A 17,939-nucleotide genomic window follows, 5' to 3' on the forward strand; every position below is an offset into this window, starting at 1 on the left:
ACAGTAGTATTATAGAACAGGTAGAAACCACCCAAACGGGTCTGGATATTCAGGGAGTGCAACAAATTAAGGGCCTTATCAACAAATGTATATTGAAAAAAATCGGAAAATTTATTCAGATAGGTTGAACTGAATTTTAGCTGATTTAAGAGAATAATTCTCAAGTCTAACAATTCATTACTTGTGGTTAGAGACTGTTCTTGGCATGGTTTGTGGATTGCTTAATTATAGGAATCTCCTGCCTATGGCTAGCCCTGCACAAGCTATAAGACATAAACTACTCAATACTTTCTTTTCAAGACATTCGGTTTGGTTCCTTTGTATCCTGATCACGCTGACTATTAGCTGGTTCAAGACCATTTATACGCCACATAGTATTTATTATTTTATTTCCGACACTTTATTGAATGGGCTTTGGCTTGTGACAAGCCTGCTCAGTGTGCTTGGCTTGTATGACCTGCTCCAGAAAAAGCATGCAATTTTAAGAAATTATCCAATTCTGGGACATTTCCGTTTTATTTTTGAGGATGTGCGCCCCGAAATTCGCCAGTATTTTATTGAGGCCGATCAGGATGCATTGCCCTTTTCCAGAATGCAACGCAGCTTGGTTTATCAGCGTGCAAAAAATGAAAATGCAGACAAACCCTTTGGTTCAATCATTGATGTCTATCAAGCCAACTATCGTTTTATTGTGCATTCGATGACACCCTGCCCACCTGCCGATCCATCCACTTTTCGGGTTCTGATTGGCAATGCGCAATGTAGCCAGCCTTATAGCGCCTCAATCATGAATATCTCGGCCATGAGTTTTGGCAGCCTAAGCGCCAATGCGATTCGGGCTTTAAACAAGGGTGCCCAATTGGGCAACTTTTACCACGATACGGGTGAAGGTAGTTTAAGCCCTTACCATCTGGAAAATGGTGGCGACATTGTCTGGCAAATTGCCAGTGGTTATTTTGGTTGTCGTACACCTGAGGGATTATTTGATCCTGAGAAATTTACCCTACAGGCGCAAAATCCAAAAATTAAAATGATCGAGCTTAAGCTTTCACAGGGTGCCAAACCAGGTCATGGTGGCATTTTACCCAAACATAAAATCTCTGAGGAGATTGCCCGTATCCGTGGCATTTCCAGAGACCACGACTGTATTTCTCCCTCTCGTCACCCAAGCTTTAACACTCCCATTGAAATGATGCATTTCATTCAAAAACTGAGGGACCTGTCTGGTGGCAAACCTGTTGGCTTTAAACTGTGTATTGGGCAGCCCTGGCAATTTATGAGTATCGTCAAGGCTATGCTCGCAACTGGGATCATTCCTGACTTTGTGGTGGTGGATGGTTCTGAAGGTGGAACGGGCGCTGCACCCATTGAATTTAGTGACTACATTGGCACTCCCTTACGGGAGGGTTTACGTTTTGTCCATAACACTTTGGTGGGTGCAGGATTACGCGGTCAGGTCAAGATCGGCGCCAGTGGAAAGATTATCAGCGCGTTTGACATTGCCAGTACATTTGCACTTGGCGCGGATTGGGTCAATTCCGCACGGGGATTTATGTTCGCTGTAGGTTGTATTCAGGCACAAAGTTGCCATACCAATCAATGCCCTGTAGGGGTTGCGACACAGGATAAAGACCGTCAGAAAGCCATTGATGTACCCAGCAAGGCGGAACGTGTTTTTAATTTTCATAAAAATACACTGCATGCGCTTTCTGAAATGATCGCCGCCGCGGGTTTACGTCATCCTTCAGATATTAAGGCGCATCATTTGGCGCAGCGTTTGAATGATCGTGAAATTAAAAATTATGCCCAGATTCATTTTTTCCTCAAGGAAAATGAATTACTACAAAATAATTTGGATGATGATGAAAACTTTTATTATCGGATGTGGAAACTGGCAGATGCGGATCGGTTTTAACAGAAGAATTTAAATAACAAATCACCACTAATAATAGTGGTGATTTGGCTTCGCATGTAAAAAAGCAGGAATCAAACCTGTCAGTGCAGCACGTATATCAGCACGTTCATTGATCAATTGATGTGATCCTTCTTCCAGCATCAATAAAGTCTGCAACCTAAATTTACGGCGAATATATTCAATGTTATAGCGCCAATCGACTGTTTGATCGAGTGCGCCTTGCGCTAACCACACAGGAATACGACAGGCTGGACGCTGTTCCATTTCCAGCATCCATTTCGACATGGCCAGAATCCAGTCCATACCCATCATACGCGGTTGTAATGGATCTTTTAAACGCACAAAACGCAAAAATTCAGGGTTATGGTTATTACGGCGAAAATGTCGTGGCACTTGGGTTTTAATGCGCCGAATAATACCCAAACCAACTGAGTTGTGCCACCAGGCGGTTTTAGCGGGACGAATCAGTGGTGACAGCAACAGAACCCGATCAACAATTGGATCTTCACGGCGTTCTGCAAACTCCAATAAATGATGCATCCAGATTGCACCACCTGTACTTTGGCCAATGCCCAGCCACGGTCTAGGCAACTGTTTAGCCCCACAGACCGCTTCATATACTGCATGTAAAACCTGTTGGTAATGATCAAAATTCTGGATACTGGCAGGTGAACCATTACTTAGTCCGTGCCCAGGAAGATCATAGGTAATCACACTAAATCCCTGATCCAGGATTTCCTGGATAATCGGCTGATAGATTCCACTGTGTTCCAAATAGCCATGCAGCAGGCAGACTGTCCCCTGAATCTTTTGTTGTCTTGGCTGAAATACCTGTACATGCAAACGGAACAACGGCATTTCCACATAACCCTGCCAATGCTCACAATCAAGCAAGTGTAAGCCATAAAGCTTGCGATAGGCCTGTAAAGGTTTAGAGGGTTCAGTTGTGGTTGATAAATCCAGTGGTTCCAAAACCTGTGGTGTGGTTTCACGATTCGGAACAGGTAAATCCAGTTGTTTGAGTATTGTCGGATTTAAAAAAGGAATATTGGACATTATGGTATCTCCCGACAATCACTAGAGCCAAATAACATATCACGAACCGTAGCCAGCATTTCATAATTGGCACGGCGACTATGGTCATAATTTTGTTGGCTAGGGCGCCAACGGGTCAAGCTGGTTGGCATGGGTGCAAACACAGGAACGGTTTCTATACCATTCAAGGCAAATAAACGGCGTGTCCGTGGCATATGATACTCATCGGTAATCAGGATCACGGTAGGTGCACCACCTTTCTTTTGCAGAAGCAAAGAGCTGAATCTGGAATTCTCACAGGTATTCATGCTTCTATTCTCAAGCAGCTTAGCCTCAATACCACGCTCTTTTAACCATGCATGCATATACGGTGCTTCCACACCACTTAACACAATTGGCAAGTTATACTTTTTTTCCACACTCAAGGTCTTTTCCAGACGTAAGCGTGTGTAGTTGTTCACCACAATATCTTTACCATTTTCAGCAAGGGTTAACCCTCCACCGAGCACCACAATTGCATAAGGCTGTGAGGTATTTTTAGGCTCGAAACCATCATCTTTATTCTTTTTAAGTTCAACCAGGTCTTTATTGGTCTCGTCCTTTTCATCCTCATTTACAGGCAATGCAACAGGATAGGTTTCTAAAAATGCCAGATACTTGCCCATGAGCGCCTGATTATCAGGTGTATTGCCTTGTAAGAAATCTGTTGGAGAACTGATCACGACTGCTGAACTGTCCTGATCCTGCTCGGCTTTTTGATTTAATAATGGAATATTGTTTTTCTTCTCTTTTTGCTCTTCCTTTTCCTGTTCATCAATAATGGTTTGTTGCAGCAATTTATAGCGTGCCTGTATCAACCTTAAATCTTCAGGCTTTTCTGACTCAAAGGTTTTTTCCATCAACTTTAAATAGGCCTGACGCGCAATCCATAAGTTGGAACCAGGTTCCAGATTCTCATGCTCACTTAAAGCCGCTGCTTTCTGGCTTTCAGCGGCCACCTCATTGACATCAACAGGTACAAAATAATTTAACCCTTTCACCACAAGCTGTGAGTAAAATGGAGAATATAAAAAAAGCACAAAGCAGCCGAATAGCACAAATAGTATGGTGACTATCCGCACTAAACTAACCATCCAGTGTACTTGTGCCATATCACTCCTTATACAGTATGGGGTTGAATCAAACCTTGCTCACTATATAACACAGGTTCAGGTTCAAGCTGAATACTAAACTTTTGTTTTACATCATTTTGTACAGCAGTATAGGTGTTTTTCACATCTTCCAGCGTTGCATCGGCATAATTGACCAAAACCAGTGCCTGTTTATGAAACATGCCGACACAGCCTAATTGTTTACCTTTCCAGCCCGCCTGATCAATCAACCATCCAGCAGCCACCTTAACATTGTCGTTGGCTTGGGGATAATGCGGAATGTTGGGAAAGTGTTGAGAAAGTTTTTCAAATTCAGCCTGAGTCAGAACGGGATTTTTAAAGAAACTGCCCACATTCGGAAACGCTCTGGGATCAGGCAATTTACTTTGACGAATCTGTATCACCTGATTTTGCAGGTTCTCAGCCGTTTGTTCATCTCCAACCGCCTGCTTTAAATCACCATAACTCAGTTTTAAACTGGCATGTTTTAACAGCTTAAAGGTTACACTAATGATGATGTAACGATCAGGAAAGTCTTTAAAAATACTATGACGGTAAGCAAAATGACAATCCTGAGCTAAAATGGAGTCAAAGCATTTCAGTTCACGGTCATACACCTGTATCGACTCAATAAACTCGCACACCTCAACACCATAGGCACCAATATTCTGTACAGGTGATGCTCCAACCAAACCTGGGATTAGGGCCAGATTTTGCAGACCGAACCAGTTCTGCTGGGTGCTGTATAAAACAAAATCATGCCAGACCTGCCCCGCACCTACTTTAACTGTAATGGTTTGGTCATCCTGAGCAAGGACTTCAATGCCCTGAATATTTAAATGAATTGCCAATGCCTGAATATGCTGTGGTAATAACAGGTTGCTTCCACCCGATAAAATCATGACATTGAGCTGCTGTTGTTCAGCAAATGCCAATGCCTCAACCACATCATCAGGATGATTGATCTGGGCATAATGCGAAACAGTGGCATTTAAATTGAGCGTGTTTAAACTTTTGAGTTGAACCTGCTGTTGTACATGCATGTTGAAAAATCCTATTGCCCTGCCTGCATTTGCTTTTTAAGAATGTTGATCCATGCCTGACTGCTTGATTCGCATTGATCCAGAACCCGATCAAAACCATCTGCCTCACCATAGTAAGGATCAGGAACCGCCTGCTGGTTAAAATGAGGATCATGCTCACTCATCAATGCAATTTTGGCACGAATCTGTTCAGCACCAAACTGGCGTAGCGCTTTCGACAGAAGTGACTGAATATCATCAAAATTCTCATAGTCCATTGCAAGAATCAGGTCAAATTCAATAAAATCTTCAAGACGAATTTGTCTGGCACGTAAGCCCGATAAATCATAACCACGCTGTAGCGCATGTTTTTGGCTTCGCGCATCAGGTGCCTTGTTTGGGTGATAATTGCTGGTCCCTGCCGAATCGACCCATACATTTAAACCATGCACATCACAATAATGTCTGAGAATTGCTTCCGCTGTGGGTGAACGGCATATATTTCCTAAACAGACACATAACACCTTATAGGGCGTTGGGGATGGCATAATCACCTCAAAACTACACTTTTTAGAGCATCTTATGGTAATTTATTTGTGCACTGAAACCTATAGTTGCCTTATATAAAAATGTTGTATTTATTAGAATTTGTTGGCATTTTTTCTAGGATTGCGACATAGGTCAGGTATGGACAATGATTTATCAAAAGATAGAAATAAGGATGTATGTATGAACCAGTTTCAGTTCCAGACCGTTCCCAACATTATTGGGGGTTTAGGCTCAATACAAGAACTTAAAACCATCTTGTCACAACATGATTATAAAAAAGTGCTTCTGGTCACTGATGCAGGCATGATTCAGCACCAGCTTCATTTACCCATTCTGGAAATTCTGGATCAGGTTGGCCTCAAGCCTATCATTTATTCTGATATTCAGGCTGACCCACCTGAACATATTGTTTTAGAAGCGGTTGATTTCGCCAAACAGGAAAAAATTGATGTCATCATCGGTTTTGGCGGCGGTAGTTCCATGGATGTGGCCAAAATCATTGCCCTACTTGCTCATCCTGAACAAAAACAAAACCTCAGTGAGATTTATGGGGTTAATCAGGCCAAGGCTCCCCGCTTACCGCTTATTCTGATTCCAACAACGGCTGGAACGGGTTCAGAAGTCACGCCAATTTCGATTGTCACCACTGGTGCAACCACCAAGATGGGGGTGGTCTCTCCTATCCTTTATGCCGATGTTGCCATCCTAGATGCAACGTTCACCCAGGGTTTACCTGCACATATTACTGCCGCAACAGCTATTGATGCGATGGTACATGCGATTGAGGCCTATACCTCCAATATCAAGAAGAATTTTTATGCCGATATGCTGGCGAAAAATGCCTTGCAACTGCTTAACCATAACCTTGCCAAGGTGTTAAAAAATGGCGCTGATCTGGATGCACGGCAAAATATGCTGGTCGGTTCAATGTTGGCAGGTCAGGCTTTTGCCAATGCGCCTGTGGGTGCGGTTCATGCCTTGGCCTATCCACTCGGTGGGCATTTCCATCTGTCACATGGGCATAGCAATGCACTGGTGCTGGTTGAAGTGCTAAAATTCAATGCACCAAAAGCAAAACAGCACTATGCAGATTTAATGCAGCTATTAGACCCTCGCAGTACAGGCTGTACCGATGGCCTGTGTGATTTATTCATTGACCACATGCAAAACCATCTGGATCAAAGTGGTCTTACCCTGAAACTCAAGGAACTGGATATTGCCGAGGCAAAATTACCACAGTTGGCAAAGGATGCCATGCTGCAAACCCGACTGTTGCAGAACAATCCAAGAGAAATGACCGAACAAGATGCTTTACAAATTTATCAGGCGATTTATGCATGAGTAAACCCAATTTAAAAACACGCGAACAGTTTAAGTTCTTTTTACCAATTCAGACCCGATGGGCGGATAATGATATTTACGGCCATGTCAACAATGTCACTTACTATAGTTACTTTGATACCGCGGCTAATTCGTTACTGATCCAAAAAACGGGATTTAACATTCACAACAGTGAGATCATTGGCTTGGTGGTGGATTCAGCCTGTAGTTTCTTACAGGAACTCTCCTTTCCTGAAATGGTTGAAGTTGGTGTAGCCATTGGAAAAATTGGCAACTCTTCACTGCGTTATGAGCTGGCAATTTTTAAACAAAGTCAAACACAAGCAGCCGCTCAAGGGCATTTTGTGCATGTGTTTGTAGATCGACAAACCAGAAAAAGTACAGCAATTCCACAATATATGCGTGAAGTGTTACACGCCTATATGCTGATGGCGTAAATCAAACCCACTTTTCCAGATTATGACTCGGAAAAGTGGGTTGCTTAATTATTAAACGTACGGTAACACATGAGGAACAATTTCCTGAAAGGTACGTCCATTCACATTTTCACCAATCGCATGCATTTTCCATGCGCCATTATGGCGGTAAATTTTGGCAATAATCAAGCCAGTATGTGCGCCTTGTGAAGATAGTTTATAACTTGCGATCACCTGATTACTGCTTTGATCAACCAAACGGCAGAATGCGTTTTCCACTTTTTCAAAAGTCTGCCCACGGAAGCTACTTACAGTAAATGCTAATGACTTGACATGACTTGGAACTTGATTCAAATTCACCCGAATCACTTCATCATCACCATCGCCTACACCAGTCAAGTTATCACCTGAGTGTACGATACTGCCATCCTTACTGCGTAACTGGCCAAAATAAACCACATCTACAACCTGTTTATTTTCATCAAACAGAATGACGGACGCATCTAAATCAATGTCTCCACTGCCACCACCAAAGCCAAATAAACCCTTGCTTTTGGCAACATCCCAGCCTACACCCAGAAAAATTTGTTGTAAGCTGCTTCCATCCGCTTTTTCAAGATTAATTTTCTGACCTTTTTCCAGATTAATCGCCATTGTTTTCTCCTCTTTGTGAAATAAACGTTTTCAATGATTTATCATTCATTATAAAAAATTACTGACCTGAACGTGATGGACCTAACTTACTTTGTAACCATGCCAGAAAGTTCTGACGATTACGTGAACAGATAATGACTTTACCCTTACCTGAAAAACGTAACACCATACCCTCGCCACTCATGACGCTATTCATCAGGTTTCCCAACAAACCACTACTTTGTGAGGTGGAAACAGATAAATTATAGTTTAAGCGTGAGTCCCAGCACACCACATGACCGTTATCAATCACAACCTCTTTATTTGGTTCCACTTCCAGTTCGAACAATGTACCGCAACCCGCAACTACCACCTGTCCCTGCCCACTGCTTTCCATGACCAGAAATCCGCCTGTATTTCCAAAAAAAGCACCGCCAATACTGCTGTTTAAACGTGCCTTGATTTCTACGGAATCATGTGCTGCTACAAATGCCCCATCACTTAAAATATATTGTGTTGCGCCAACATCAAGAATCTGCATATCACCATCCAGTGCAGCAGAAAGCAGACAATCACCATCACCACGCACTGCTTCAATATGCTGTTGAAATAATGATTCCTCATTGGCAAAACGTCGCAATAATGACTGCATTAAACCACCTTGTAAACGTCCTTTCAGTTCTAAAGGAGCTTCCATCATGACCATCGCATTACTTTCACAATAGATTTTATCACCACGACGCATTGCCACATGTAAAAATGGTTCAGGTGAACCAACCAGACTAAATTGTGCCATTTCTCTATTCCTTCAGTTCTGAACAATATTTTTTTGCTGAGCTACTTTAAGCCAATCGGGAAATTCTTCCAATAACAATTCATATAAACGCTCGTCAGAAACACTTTCAATTCGGTCAAGGCTGAAGAAATTGCAGTTATCGACAATACGCCCTGACATTTCGTCCAGTTTTTCCAATGCGCCATAATCTCGACCACCGATGCCAACAAATTGCCAAAAAATCGGCAGTTCGGCTGCTTTCGTTAATAATTTTTGCATTTGTCGGCGGCTGCCCACACCACCATCTGAAATAAAGAGCACATAGGTTGGGATCTGGTCTTTCATTTTTTGGAAATACGCAATCACGGCCTCAATGGCAGGAATTTCCTCATTATAACGGGCACCGACCTGCCAGTTTTTCCAGCCACGCTGGGTGGTGTTGATAAAGTCATTGACATTATTTAGGGTGACATTATCCAGTTGTGTGGTTTTTTGTGCAAATGCCCAACATTCAAAACAACCATCATCATCAAAATGAATTGCCAGTGGCATGAGACGATTCACCACTTTTTGCACGTCACCACGGCGGTATTGTCCGTCCATCGAACCCGAGGCATCGAGTACCAATGCCACTCGTGCTGTCAAACCCAATAAGTTTTTCTTTTCTAATTGAACCAGAGACTTTTTAGTCAGATCAATAATTGAGGCATTGCCTGTTTTTTCAGCTTTTTCCAGCGAAAGTTTTTTCTTTAAGTCCAACTGGGAAGTGACAGCCGTTGGTGCTACAGTTGGCTGTGGTGATGGTGCAGCAAGTGGCGTACTATTTTCTTCCGCCACTTGACCGCCAAAATGTTGAATCAATGCAGCCAAACCTGCATTGAATCCTTGCCCAATTGCAGCCAAACGCCAAATATTATCTTTACGATAAATTTCAACCAAAATCGTAGCCCGTTCCTGAGCAAAGAGCTGCCCGTCTAATTTCAATTCAGCAATCGGCTGTAATTGTAAATTTAAAATTTGAATCGTAGCATGTTGCAACTGTGACATTACTGCCTGCCCGTCAATTGCAGCAGTTAAGACAAGATATTGAATGGTGTTTGGCAACTGATCAAGATTGATCAGGAAACGACTCTGTTGTAGCTGATTATCGAGTAACTGTACCGCCTGACACGGTGTTTTAGGCTGGTTATAAAACGTCATATAACGCTCATCACTCAATTTATATTGAGCATCCAGACCAAAACTGGCAAGGTCAAGTATAAAGCTGGCTTGATATTGAATCTGAATATAAAAAGCGTTTTGGCCCTGCAATAAATCATTTAATTTTATTTTTTGTCCACGAATTAAATTCAGCATTTCTTTTAATAGCCTATTTTATCATTATTTTTTCAGGTAAGGAAAAATAGTGCCTAAACACTATTTTTCCCAAGCAGGTTTGCCGACTTAAACTGCTACGCCATAAGAGGCTGCTAAAGGCCCCAAACCACCTGCAAAACCCTGACCAATGGCGCGGAATTTCCATTCGCTGCCATTTTTATAAAGCTCACCAAAGATCATTGCTGTCTCAGTGCTGCTATCTTCCGATAAGTCATAACGTGCAATTTCGCTACCGCCTGCGTCATTGATCACACGGATATAAGCATTACCAACCTGACCAAAGTTTTGGTTGCGTGTCTGACCATCATAAATCGTCACTGCAAAAATCACCTTGCTCACATCAGCAGGAACTTTGCTTAAATCAACGCTTAAAGTTTCATCATCGCCATCGCCTTCACCTGTGCGGTTGTCACCATTGTGTTTTACTGAACCGTCAGATGAAGTCAAATTATTGAAGAAAATAAAGTCAGTATCTGCACGTACCTTACCATTTTCTCCAACAAGGAATGCAATCGCATCAAGGTCAAACGCCTGACCATCTGTCACGCGAGGGTTCCAGCCTAAACCGACTGTTGTTTTAGTGATTCCTGGCGCTTCTTTAGTCAAGCTAACATTGCCACCTTTAGTTAAGCTAATTGCCATGAGTTATTCTCCTTATCTCATTGCTAAATTATATTTTATGGATATAACAGTTTTGTTATATCCCAGGATTTTATCAAGATTGTGTCTGTCTTTTTTCATAGGCAATTGATGAGAGAACTGCCCATATAATGAACGCCACTCCAATCAGGCCTGTTACCACTTCTGGCACATGCCCACCTGTACCTGTGTATAGCATAATTGCTGCCAGCATTCCAATTGCATACATTGCACCATGCTCCAGATAAATAAAGGCTTCCAATGTGCCTTTTTCCACCAGATAAATGGTCATGGAACGTACAAACATTGCACCAATCGCAAGACCAAGCATAATCACAACAACATCAGTTGTAATTGCAAAAGCACCAATCACACCATCAAAACTGAATGATGCATCCAGCACTTCCAGATAAAGGAAACCACCAATACCAGCCTTGACAACCGTACTTGATGCACCTTTAGTTACGCTTTCCTGTGGTTCCTCTGCCTCTTCTGACTGGCTGCTTTCAAGTAAATGCCCAAGTGCCTGAACACCCACATAAACCACAATACCCCAGATGCCTGCAATCGCCACCACCAATTTCGTCTCTGGCGCAACAAAACCCACCATAATGAGAAGGGCGATCATTGCAACGAAAACTGACATGGCAGGAACATTCGCTAAATTTGCTAAACGTGATTCCAGCCAATGAAACCAATGCGTGTCCTTACCATCATCAAACAGGAAGTTAAGGAAAACCAAAAGCAGGAACATGCCCCCAAAGGCAGCAATTTCCGCGTGATGTGCCAATAACTTTTCAGAATACTGAACTGGATCGTTGAGTGCCATCTGGACAACTTCGACCATTCCCATATCTGCGGTTATGGCCACAATTACAATTGGGAAAATCAGGCGCATACCAAAAACGGCAATCAGAATCCCGACAGTTAAAAAGATTTTTTTCCAGAATTCATCCCAGTGACGCAATATTGATGCGTTGACCACAGCATTATCAAAAGATAGCGACACTTCCATCACAGCCAAAATCGTAGTGATCAGCAATACCCGAAGCATTGCCTGCACCCCTGCCTCTGGTCCATGACTGAAGCCCCACCATGCAGATAACGCCAGACAAATCACGGTAAAAATAATTGAGAAACGAAAATGTTTCATTGTTACCCTTTCAAAAAAAATCTCAAAACATACATCTTGTCTGCTTTGAGATATCGGTTTTAGCCAACTTGAATACCATATTGTTGACACATTGCAGCAAGTCCGCCCGCATAGCCCTGACCGACTGCTCTAAATTTCCATTCGCCATTATGACGATAGACCTCACCAAATACCATGGCGGTTTCGGTTGAATAATCCTCAGCCAAATCAAAACGAACAATTTCTATGCCTGAATCCTGATTGACGACACGGATAAAAGCGTTGGCAATTTGTCCAAAATTCTGTCCACGACTTTGGGCATCATGAATGGTGACCGTAATGGCAATCTTTTCAATTTCAGGAGAAACTTTAGATAAATCAACCACTAAAGACTCATCATCACCATCGCCCTGACCTGAACGGTTGTCACCCGTATGCTCAACCGAGCCATCCTGTGATTTTAACTGGTTGTAGAAAATAAAATCATGGTCGCCACGCACCTTGCCTGAGGCGGTTAATAAAAACGCACTGGCATCCAAATCAAAAGATGCGCCATCAGTTGCACGTTCGTCCCACCCCAAACCAATTAAAATACGAACTAAAGTTGGATCTGTTTTACTTAGGGAGAGATTTCCCCCTTTATTTAAGCTAATTGCCATATTTTTTCTCCCTCATTGCATCATGATAGAAATTTAATTGGAGTTAAAAGTCAATAGGTTTTTATTTACTACCTGCTACCCAGCGCAAGCCAAAACCAAAAGCCTGATCCAGTTCTTTATGACCAGGTACATAACGAACATGTCGCTGCACCTGAATATTGCCAGCCTGATTGGTCAGTTCAACAATGCCACACATACCCAAGGGCTGTCCCTCAGTTAAACGAATTTCAATGGGAGGCTGGTCTGGCACAAAAATGGTGACCACAGCATCTGTTGCAGCCCAATTGGGCACACCCTCGTAAATAAATGCGAATAACACGACACGGCGAATCTCTTGCCAATATTGCCCATTGATCCTCAGCCACTCACCACCTTGTAATGCACCAGTACGGTCGTCCGCAGAAAGCTGAATAAATGGAAAACCGTTAAAATCCCCAAAGCGATTGCCCAGAGCCTGTATCACCGACTTGGTACCATCCTGCATTTCAAATAGACAGCCTAAATCCAGATCAATTCCCTGATTCTGGTTGAGCAGTTTTTTAAAGAAGCCTGCCGATTGGGGCTGTATAGAACGCTGATTCCAGTTGAGATTAATTTTAATCTCACCAAAACCCTGTGTCTGTTTGGTTAAATTAATTCGACTGTTGCCTTTGTCCAGCGTAATTTTACTGAGGTTTATTTTAGACTGAGGCGGTGTAGCAACAGGTGCTGGCGGCGGCGTGTTGGGTTGATCGTTGATTTCAACACCAAAATATTCGGCAAGGGGTTTTAATCCACCATTAAAACCCTGACTGACAAAGCGGAATTTCCATTGATCCTTATAACGATATACTTCTGCCAAAATGAGGGCCTTTTCAGTCTTTTCAGCACTATTGACAATCGCTGTGGCACTTAATTGTCCATTTTGCCATAACTCAACCTCAATATTCTGAAGCGCATTGATTGCACTCTGTCCATCAATGGTGGCACACAAAGCGATCTTATTCAGTTCCAGATCCAGCAATTGGGTATTTAAATTGAATTGCGCCAAATAAGGTGTTTTAGCATTTGCCTCAATTAACTCAACACTACGGTTTAGAGTGTGTTTCTGTCCATAAAAAATCATGTCCGCATCACCACGAACCTTGTTTTGGGCATTGAGTAAATATGCACTTACATCTAAATCAATATGTGCAGGTAATGCAGTTTTGATTTTAATCTGACACTGAGGTTGTGCCAGTACCAGATTTGCACCCGCAGTCAATTGTTGCATTATTCATTATCCTCTTTTTTTAGTGTTATTGCTTCATGCCAAATATTTGTGATCGCTCTAATATACGTTCTGCCCAACGGCGATGTGTGGCAGGCTCCAACATACTTCCATGACAGGCGAATACAGCCTGACCAGAATCTCTTAAAATATCCTGAGCTTGTTTCAATTCAATCTCATTGACTTGATAGGCCTGATGCACAATCGCAATCTGTGCAGGGTGAATAATGGTTTTTCCAGATAAACCATGTTGTAAATCCAGATATAACTCGTCCTGCAATAACTTCACCTGAGTAAAATGCTCACAGACAGGCGCACTCAGTGCAAAGCCATAAGGTAAAAACTGCCCCACCAGATTTGCAATTAATGCCCCAATAGGCGTTTGATACAGGGTCAAATCACTTGGACGGCGCACAGCCAGACAGTTGAGTAAATCATTGCCGCCTATTCGCAGCACCAGAACCTGACGAAAGTCCTGTTGCAATGCCTGACGTAACTCACGCATAGCACCCATATCAAAGGTTTCTGCGTCTTCAAGCGTTGGCATCACCTGAATAAAGTCAGGCAATATCTGCTGCCATTGTCGTAATTGATTTAAGCAGAATTTAGGCAATACCATGCCATCCGCCATGATCAGTTCTGGCCACTGTGCCAATTCTTCCGCCATTGCAATATGGCGAGGGCGTATGAAGATTTTAGGATGTTGTGCTTGACGTGGTTGATCCTGAACCTGTCGCAACAACTGCCTTAAGTTGACTTTTGCAGCCTCAACCTCATGTTCGGAAACCGCATCTTCCAGACAGATGACCAGAGAACGTAACTCAGGGTACTTTTCCCCATTCACCACTTGCCATAAATCGGGTCTGGTCGCAGGCATATAAAGTGTTGCACCTAAAGATAATGCCGATAACATCAACCTGCTCCCAGTTTCTGAATAAGGGTAATTGCCCGATAAGGTGCGATTTGATCACCGACCACCTTGACTGGTGTCTGTGTCACTTCGGTTAAATGACGTAATAATGCCGTGTCAGCGTCATTCGCATCCCTTAACAGAACCAGATCAGGTACACGCCTTAAAATCGCCCGTGTTGCTTCAGCAATGCTTGGCTTAATCCGATTGATATTGGTAATTTGATACTGTTCTGCCAACTGTTTAACCACAGCTTGGCTCTGCCGTTTTTGTAATTGCTGTTGGGCGCTTGTCCAAACAGCATTTTGTTCTGATTTAATTTTTCGGCGTATCTGATTGATTTGTCCAACAAATGATTGTGACATATCAAAGCTGTTTAAATGCGTATATTCAATACAGCCATGCCACTGACCAAGATTACTTTCCTCAACCTCGTTGAATTGCAAAGCCTCATTCTCACAAATACTACGGGAAATTAATCCTGAAATAGTTGAGCCTAAAACACCTGATGGAATCAACCAATCCTCACCACTGGCTGCCAACCAAGCACATCCACCAATATCTGACAACACCACCAAGGGCAAAGGTCGATCAATGAAACGAGGGTCATCTGCGAGACTTCGCTGCAATTCTTTCTGAATGGCGCCCTTTCCAGTCCAGCCATCCACAAAAACCAAAGATTGATGACCATGCTTGGCAATAATCGTTTCAAGTGCGGCAAAATCTATACCACGATCCCTGATAATGCTGATGCCATAGTGCACACAGTCACGTCCCATATCCTGCAATGCATGATAAAGTAGTACACCTAATGGCACACCAGCACGTACGAAACTGACCAGAACAATGGATTCGGCAAACTCTGCTGACAGTGTTTGTGCCAATTGCTGCACTTCTTTTGCCAAACGTTGCTGCCCATACTGCATTGCCTGTTCAAATAACTGTAAATGACGTTCAGTAGGTGGATTCTCCTGACCAATCATCTGTGAATAATGTTTTTCACCTGATTGAATCAGGCGTTCCTTTTCCAATGTGTCTGTTGGTCGAATTTGGGTACGTTTTAATAAAAATGTGACTTGCTCAGGCTGATAACTTCCACTAAACCCTTGTGTTAAAATGAGTTCTGATGCTTTTTCCCTACTAATTTTTGGTTTACTGGTAATCGCCATAATACCCTTCTTGTTTATATTGCTGCGTTAGATTGTGTTTTACCCAACGATTCAACTGGCTATGGTTTGGCATTCCCCACCAGTGACATAAATTCAAGAACTCAACATCCGACAAACTGTCGCCATAGCCTAAAATTGGGCGTTGTTGTGCGCCAAGTTGCTGCAAAAGAAACCTGGCCGCATTGGCCTTACTCACAGGCTGTGGAATCAATGCCAGGTTATTGCCATTTAAATGGAAGTAAAAACCTGACAATAAATTCACATCAAGGCTATTGAGCAACTGGGGCAAAAAATTCGGTGCATAGGGATTGTCATTTTCTGTATTTTGCTTTGCCACAACATACAACCCCAATCCCTGATCCTCAACCACCCATGTCCGAATTGAACCAAAATGTCTGGAATGCTGCTGCACAGCTTCAATCAGGGCTTCCTGACGTGTCTGATAGGGTTGTAAAGCCTGTTGCATCTCTCCATGCCATTCAGCATTGACACTAAGGTCCGCATTCAGCACTGTTCCACCATGAGAACAGACCGCCCCATACTGAAAGGGTAAATGAACTCGGGATAAAGCCTCGGCACAGCGTGCAGTCACTGGAATCACATGGGTACTATGAAATAGCCACTGTACAAAATGCTGTTGTATCGGGTTCATATAGGCCAGAGCTTGTCCCTGTTTATCTGTGGTGACCATTTTAAAGTCAGCTTCAGGTGTAATGCGGCGATGGGTCTGGAACAACGTGTCATCCAGATCCACCAGCATTAAGGGTGTACGAATTTCACTGGAGTCAAATAAAAAATCAGTCATTTACAACACACAAGTTAAAATTTTGATGAGGATAGTCCACAGCACTGATCACTTCGGCATTTGGCAACGCTTCAAGTAGGCTTTTCGCGACTGAATGTGTTGCGGTTTCGACAGTAATCAACACTCGGTCATAATCCTGTGGATTGATGTTGTAGACAAAATTCTGAATACCTAAACCATAGTTATCCGAAAATGCCAGAGCAGACTGAATGGCATGTCCCACAGCAATCGGTGAACGGGTAATTGCACTAAATTTCACATCTGCGCCTTGCTGCTGCAAATACTCTGCCAACAAGAAAGAAGACCAGACATACTCGCCACTGCCCAGCACCAAAATACGTTCATCAGGCTGTACCGCCAACCGAATATGCGCGCCACTGTCCTGAATGGGTAAACGTCCCCAAGTCGGTTCTGCTAAAGTAGCAAACGCGCCAAAAGCAACTGTATCGACCTTTGGCATATTGATCTGGATTGGATGCTCAGCATCACGCCATTGCCATTTGCCTGTCATTAATGCCACAGACTGACAGTTTAGATCGGCAATATGAATGCCTGATGACCAATCTGCCAGCGTGGCAGTCACCACATGAGAAATTTGATTCAGCCCTGCCTGTTGTAAAGCATGGATTAAATTGACAAAGGTCTTGCCAGTTGATGCTTCATCGTCTACCAGTACAATGCTTTTGCTGTTTAGAATCTGTTGTTGAAGCTCTGCATCAGGTGAACCATATAACAATTGATCCTGTGCATGGCTATGTTCTTCTAAAAAACGTGCCAGTAATGGCGCACCATGTACTGGATGGCGTGTTGTTGTCACATAAATCGCTTCAGGATAACGTTGCTGCAACACCTGATGAACGCCTGCGCCCAGCCCAACCGCCGTTTCCGCCATGCCAATAACCAACACAGGTTCAGGTAAATCATCAGGAACCAGCTCAGCCAAATCAGTAAAGGCATGGCGCATAATGTGAGGACTGACGGGAATATGCCGCCCTAATACTTTTGATACAAATAAGAATGCACGCTTTGGATTAATGCGCTCGGCAAAACCCAATAAATCCTGCCATTTCCAGTGGCTATTGTCATTGGGTTGTAAGCTTAATACTCCCCTCTGTAATTCAATCTCAACCATATTTATCTTAAATCTAGCTTAAAAATTATA

The 17,939-nt window shown here is 42.9% G+C and carries 18 protein-coding genes; 3 read left to right on the forward strand and 15 right to left on the reverse strand.

From position 1 onward, the window contains the following. Positions 1–244: 244 nt before the first annotated feature. Positions 245–1,915 (forward strand): FMN-binding glutamate synthase family protein, encoded by a 1,671-nt coding sequence (locus tag F973_RS09315; protein ID WP_004761424.1) that lies wholly within the window; start codon positions 245–247, stop codon positions 1,913–1,915. A gap of 27 nt (positions 1,916–1,942) precedes the next feature. Here F973_RS09315 and F973_RS09320 read toward each other — a convergent pair whose 3' ends face one another. From F973_RS09320 to F973_RS09335, 4 genes are read right to left on the reverse strand one after another with little or no spacing between them, the layout of a single operon-like run. Further along, on the reverse strand, positions 1,943–2,971 hold the full coding sequence (locus F973_RS09320; RefSeq protein WP_004757828.1) for an alpha/beta hydrolase: 1,029 nt from the start codon (positions 2,969–2,971) through the stop codon (positions 1,943–1,945). After that, positions 2,971–4,101, reverse strand: coding sequence for a YdcF family protein (locus F973_RS09325; protein WP_004757826.1), 1,131 nt, complete (start codon positions 4,099–4,101; stop codon positions 2,971–2,973). The genes F973_RS09320 and F973_RS09325 overlap by 1 nt, the downstream gene beginning before the upstream one ends. 8 nt (positions 4,102–4,109) lie before the next feature. Beyond that, positions 4,110–5,144 (reverse strand): UDP-N-acetylmuramate dehydrogenase, encoded by a 1,035-nt coding sequence (gene murB / locus F973_RS09330; protein WP_004761426.1) that lies wholly within the window; start codon positions 5,142–5,144, stop codon positions 4,110–4,112. Between the two features lie 11 nt (positions 5,145–5,155). Further along, on the reverse strand, positions 5,156–5,671 hold the full coding sequence (locus F973_RS09335) for a low molecular weight protein-tyrosine-phosphatase (protein ID WP_004682396.1): 516 nt from the start codon (positions 5,669–5,671) through the stop codon (positions 5,156–5,158). 181 nt (positions 5,672–5,852) lie between these two features. On the opposite strand from F973_RS09335, the gene F973_RS09340 reads away from it, so the two are divergent. Then, positions 5,853–7,013, forward strand: a complete 1,161-nt coding sequence (locus F973_RS09340) for an iron-containing alcohol dehydrogenase (RefSeq protein ID WP_034432593.1) — start codon at positions 5,853–5,855, stop codon at positions 7,011–7,013. Then, a complete protein-coding gene (locus tag F973_RS09345; RefSeq protein WP_004761429.1) occupies positions 7,010–7,450 on the forward strand; it encodes an acyl-CoA thioesterase in 441 nt (146 codons plus the stop codon). Before F973_RS09340 ends, F973_RS09345 begins: the two co-directional genes overlap by 4 nt. A 51-nt stretch (positions 7,451–7,501) precedes the next feature. On the opposite strand, the gene F973_RS09350 is transcribed toward F973_RS09345, so the two are convergent. From F973_RS09350 to F973_RS09400, 11 genes are all read right to left on the reverse strand, one after another. Continuing rightward, complete coding sequence (locus F973_RS09350) at positions 7,502–8,083, reverse strand: TerD family protein (protein ID WP_004761431.1); 582 nt, start codon at positions 8,081–8,083, stop codon at positions 7,502–7,504. Positions 8,084–8,141: 58 nt separating this feature from the next. After that, complete coding sequence (locus F973_RS09355; RefSeq protein WP_004761432.1) at positions 8,142–8,858, reverse strand: TIGR00266 family protein; 717 nt, start codon at positions 8,856–8,858, stop codon at positions 8,142–8,144. Positions 8,859–8,870: 12 nt separating this feature from the next. After that, positions 8,871–10,193: a VWA domain-containing protein gene (locus tag F973_RS09360; protein ID WP_004761433.1), complete on the reverse strand. Its 1,323-nt coding sequence runs from the start codon at positions 10,191–10,193 to the stop codon at positions 8,871–8,873. 87 nt (positions 10,194–10,280) lie between these two features. After that, a complete protein-coding gene (locus F973_RS09365; protein WP_004757812.1) occupies positions 10,281–10,856 on the reverse strand; it encodes a TerD family protein in 576 nt (191 codons plus the stop codon). A 73-nt stretch (positions 10,857–10,929) separates the two neighbouring features. Next, positions 10,930–12,006: a DUF475 domain-containing protein gene (locus F973_RS09370; RefSeq protein ID WP_004679771.1), complete on the reverse strand. Its 1,077-nt coding sequence runs from the start codon at positions 12,004–12,006 to the stop codon at positions 10,930–10,932. Between the two features lie 59 nt (positions 12,007–12,065). Continuing rightward, the gene (locus tag F973_RS09375; protein ID WP_004757810.1) at positions 12,066–12,644 is read right to left on the reverse strand and encodes a TerD family protein; all 579 of its coding nucleotides are present in this window, start codon (positions 12,642–12,644) and stop codon (positions 12,066–12,068) included. Between the two features lie 61 nt (positions 12,645–12,705). Next, positions 12,706–13,896 (reverse strand): TerD family protein, encoded by a 1,191-nt coding sequence (locus tag F973_RS09380; protein WP_004761434.1) that lies wholly within the window; start codon positions 13,894–13,896, stop codon positions 12,706–12,708. Positions 13,897–13,921: 25 nt separating this feature from the next. Beyond that, entirely contained in the window at positions 13,922–14,806 is an 885-nt protein-coding gene (locus tag F973_RS09385; protein ID WP_004761435.1) for an HpcH/HpaI aldolase/citrate lyase family protein, read from the reverse strand. Further along, positions 14,806–15,972 carry a cysteine protease StiP gene (gene stiP, locus F973_RS09390; RefSeq protein ID WP_004761437.1) on the reverse strand — a complete coding sequence of 389 codons (1,167 nt, stop codon included), beginning with the start codon at positions 15,970–15,972 and terminating at the stop codon, positions 14,806–14,808. The genes F973_RS09385 and stiP overlap by 1 nt, the downstream gene beginning before the upstream one ends. Next, complete coding sequence (locus tag F973_RS09395) at positions 15,956–16,777, reverse strand: HAD hydrolase family protein (RefSeq protein ID WP_004761438.1); 822 nt, start codon at positions 16,775–16,777, stop codon at positions 15,956–15,958. The genes stiP and F973_RS09395 overlap by 17 nt, the downstream gene beginning before the upstream one ends. After that, positions 16,770–17,909: a phosphoribosyltransferase domain-containing protein gene (locus F973_RS09400; protein ID WP_004761439.1), complete on the reverse strand. Its 1,140-nt coding sequence runs from the start codon at positions 17,907–17,909 to the stop codon at positions 16,770–16,772. The genes F973_RS09395 and F973_RS09400 overlap by 8 nt, the downstream gene beginning before the upstream one ends. Positions 17,910–17,939: the final 30 nt, after the last annotated feature.

The organism is Acinetobacter sp. CIP 102129 (genome assembly GCF_000368305.1).
GTDB lineage: Bacteria > Pseudomonadota > Gammaproteobacteria > Pseudomonadales > Moraxellaceae > Acinetobacter > Acinetobacter parvus.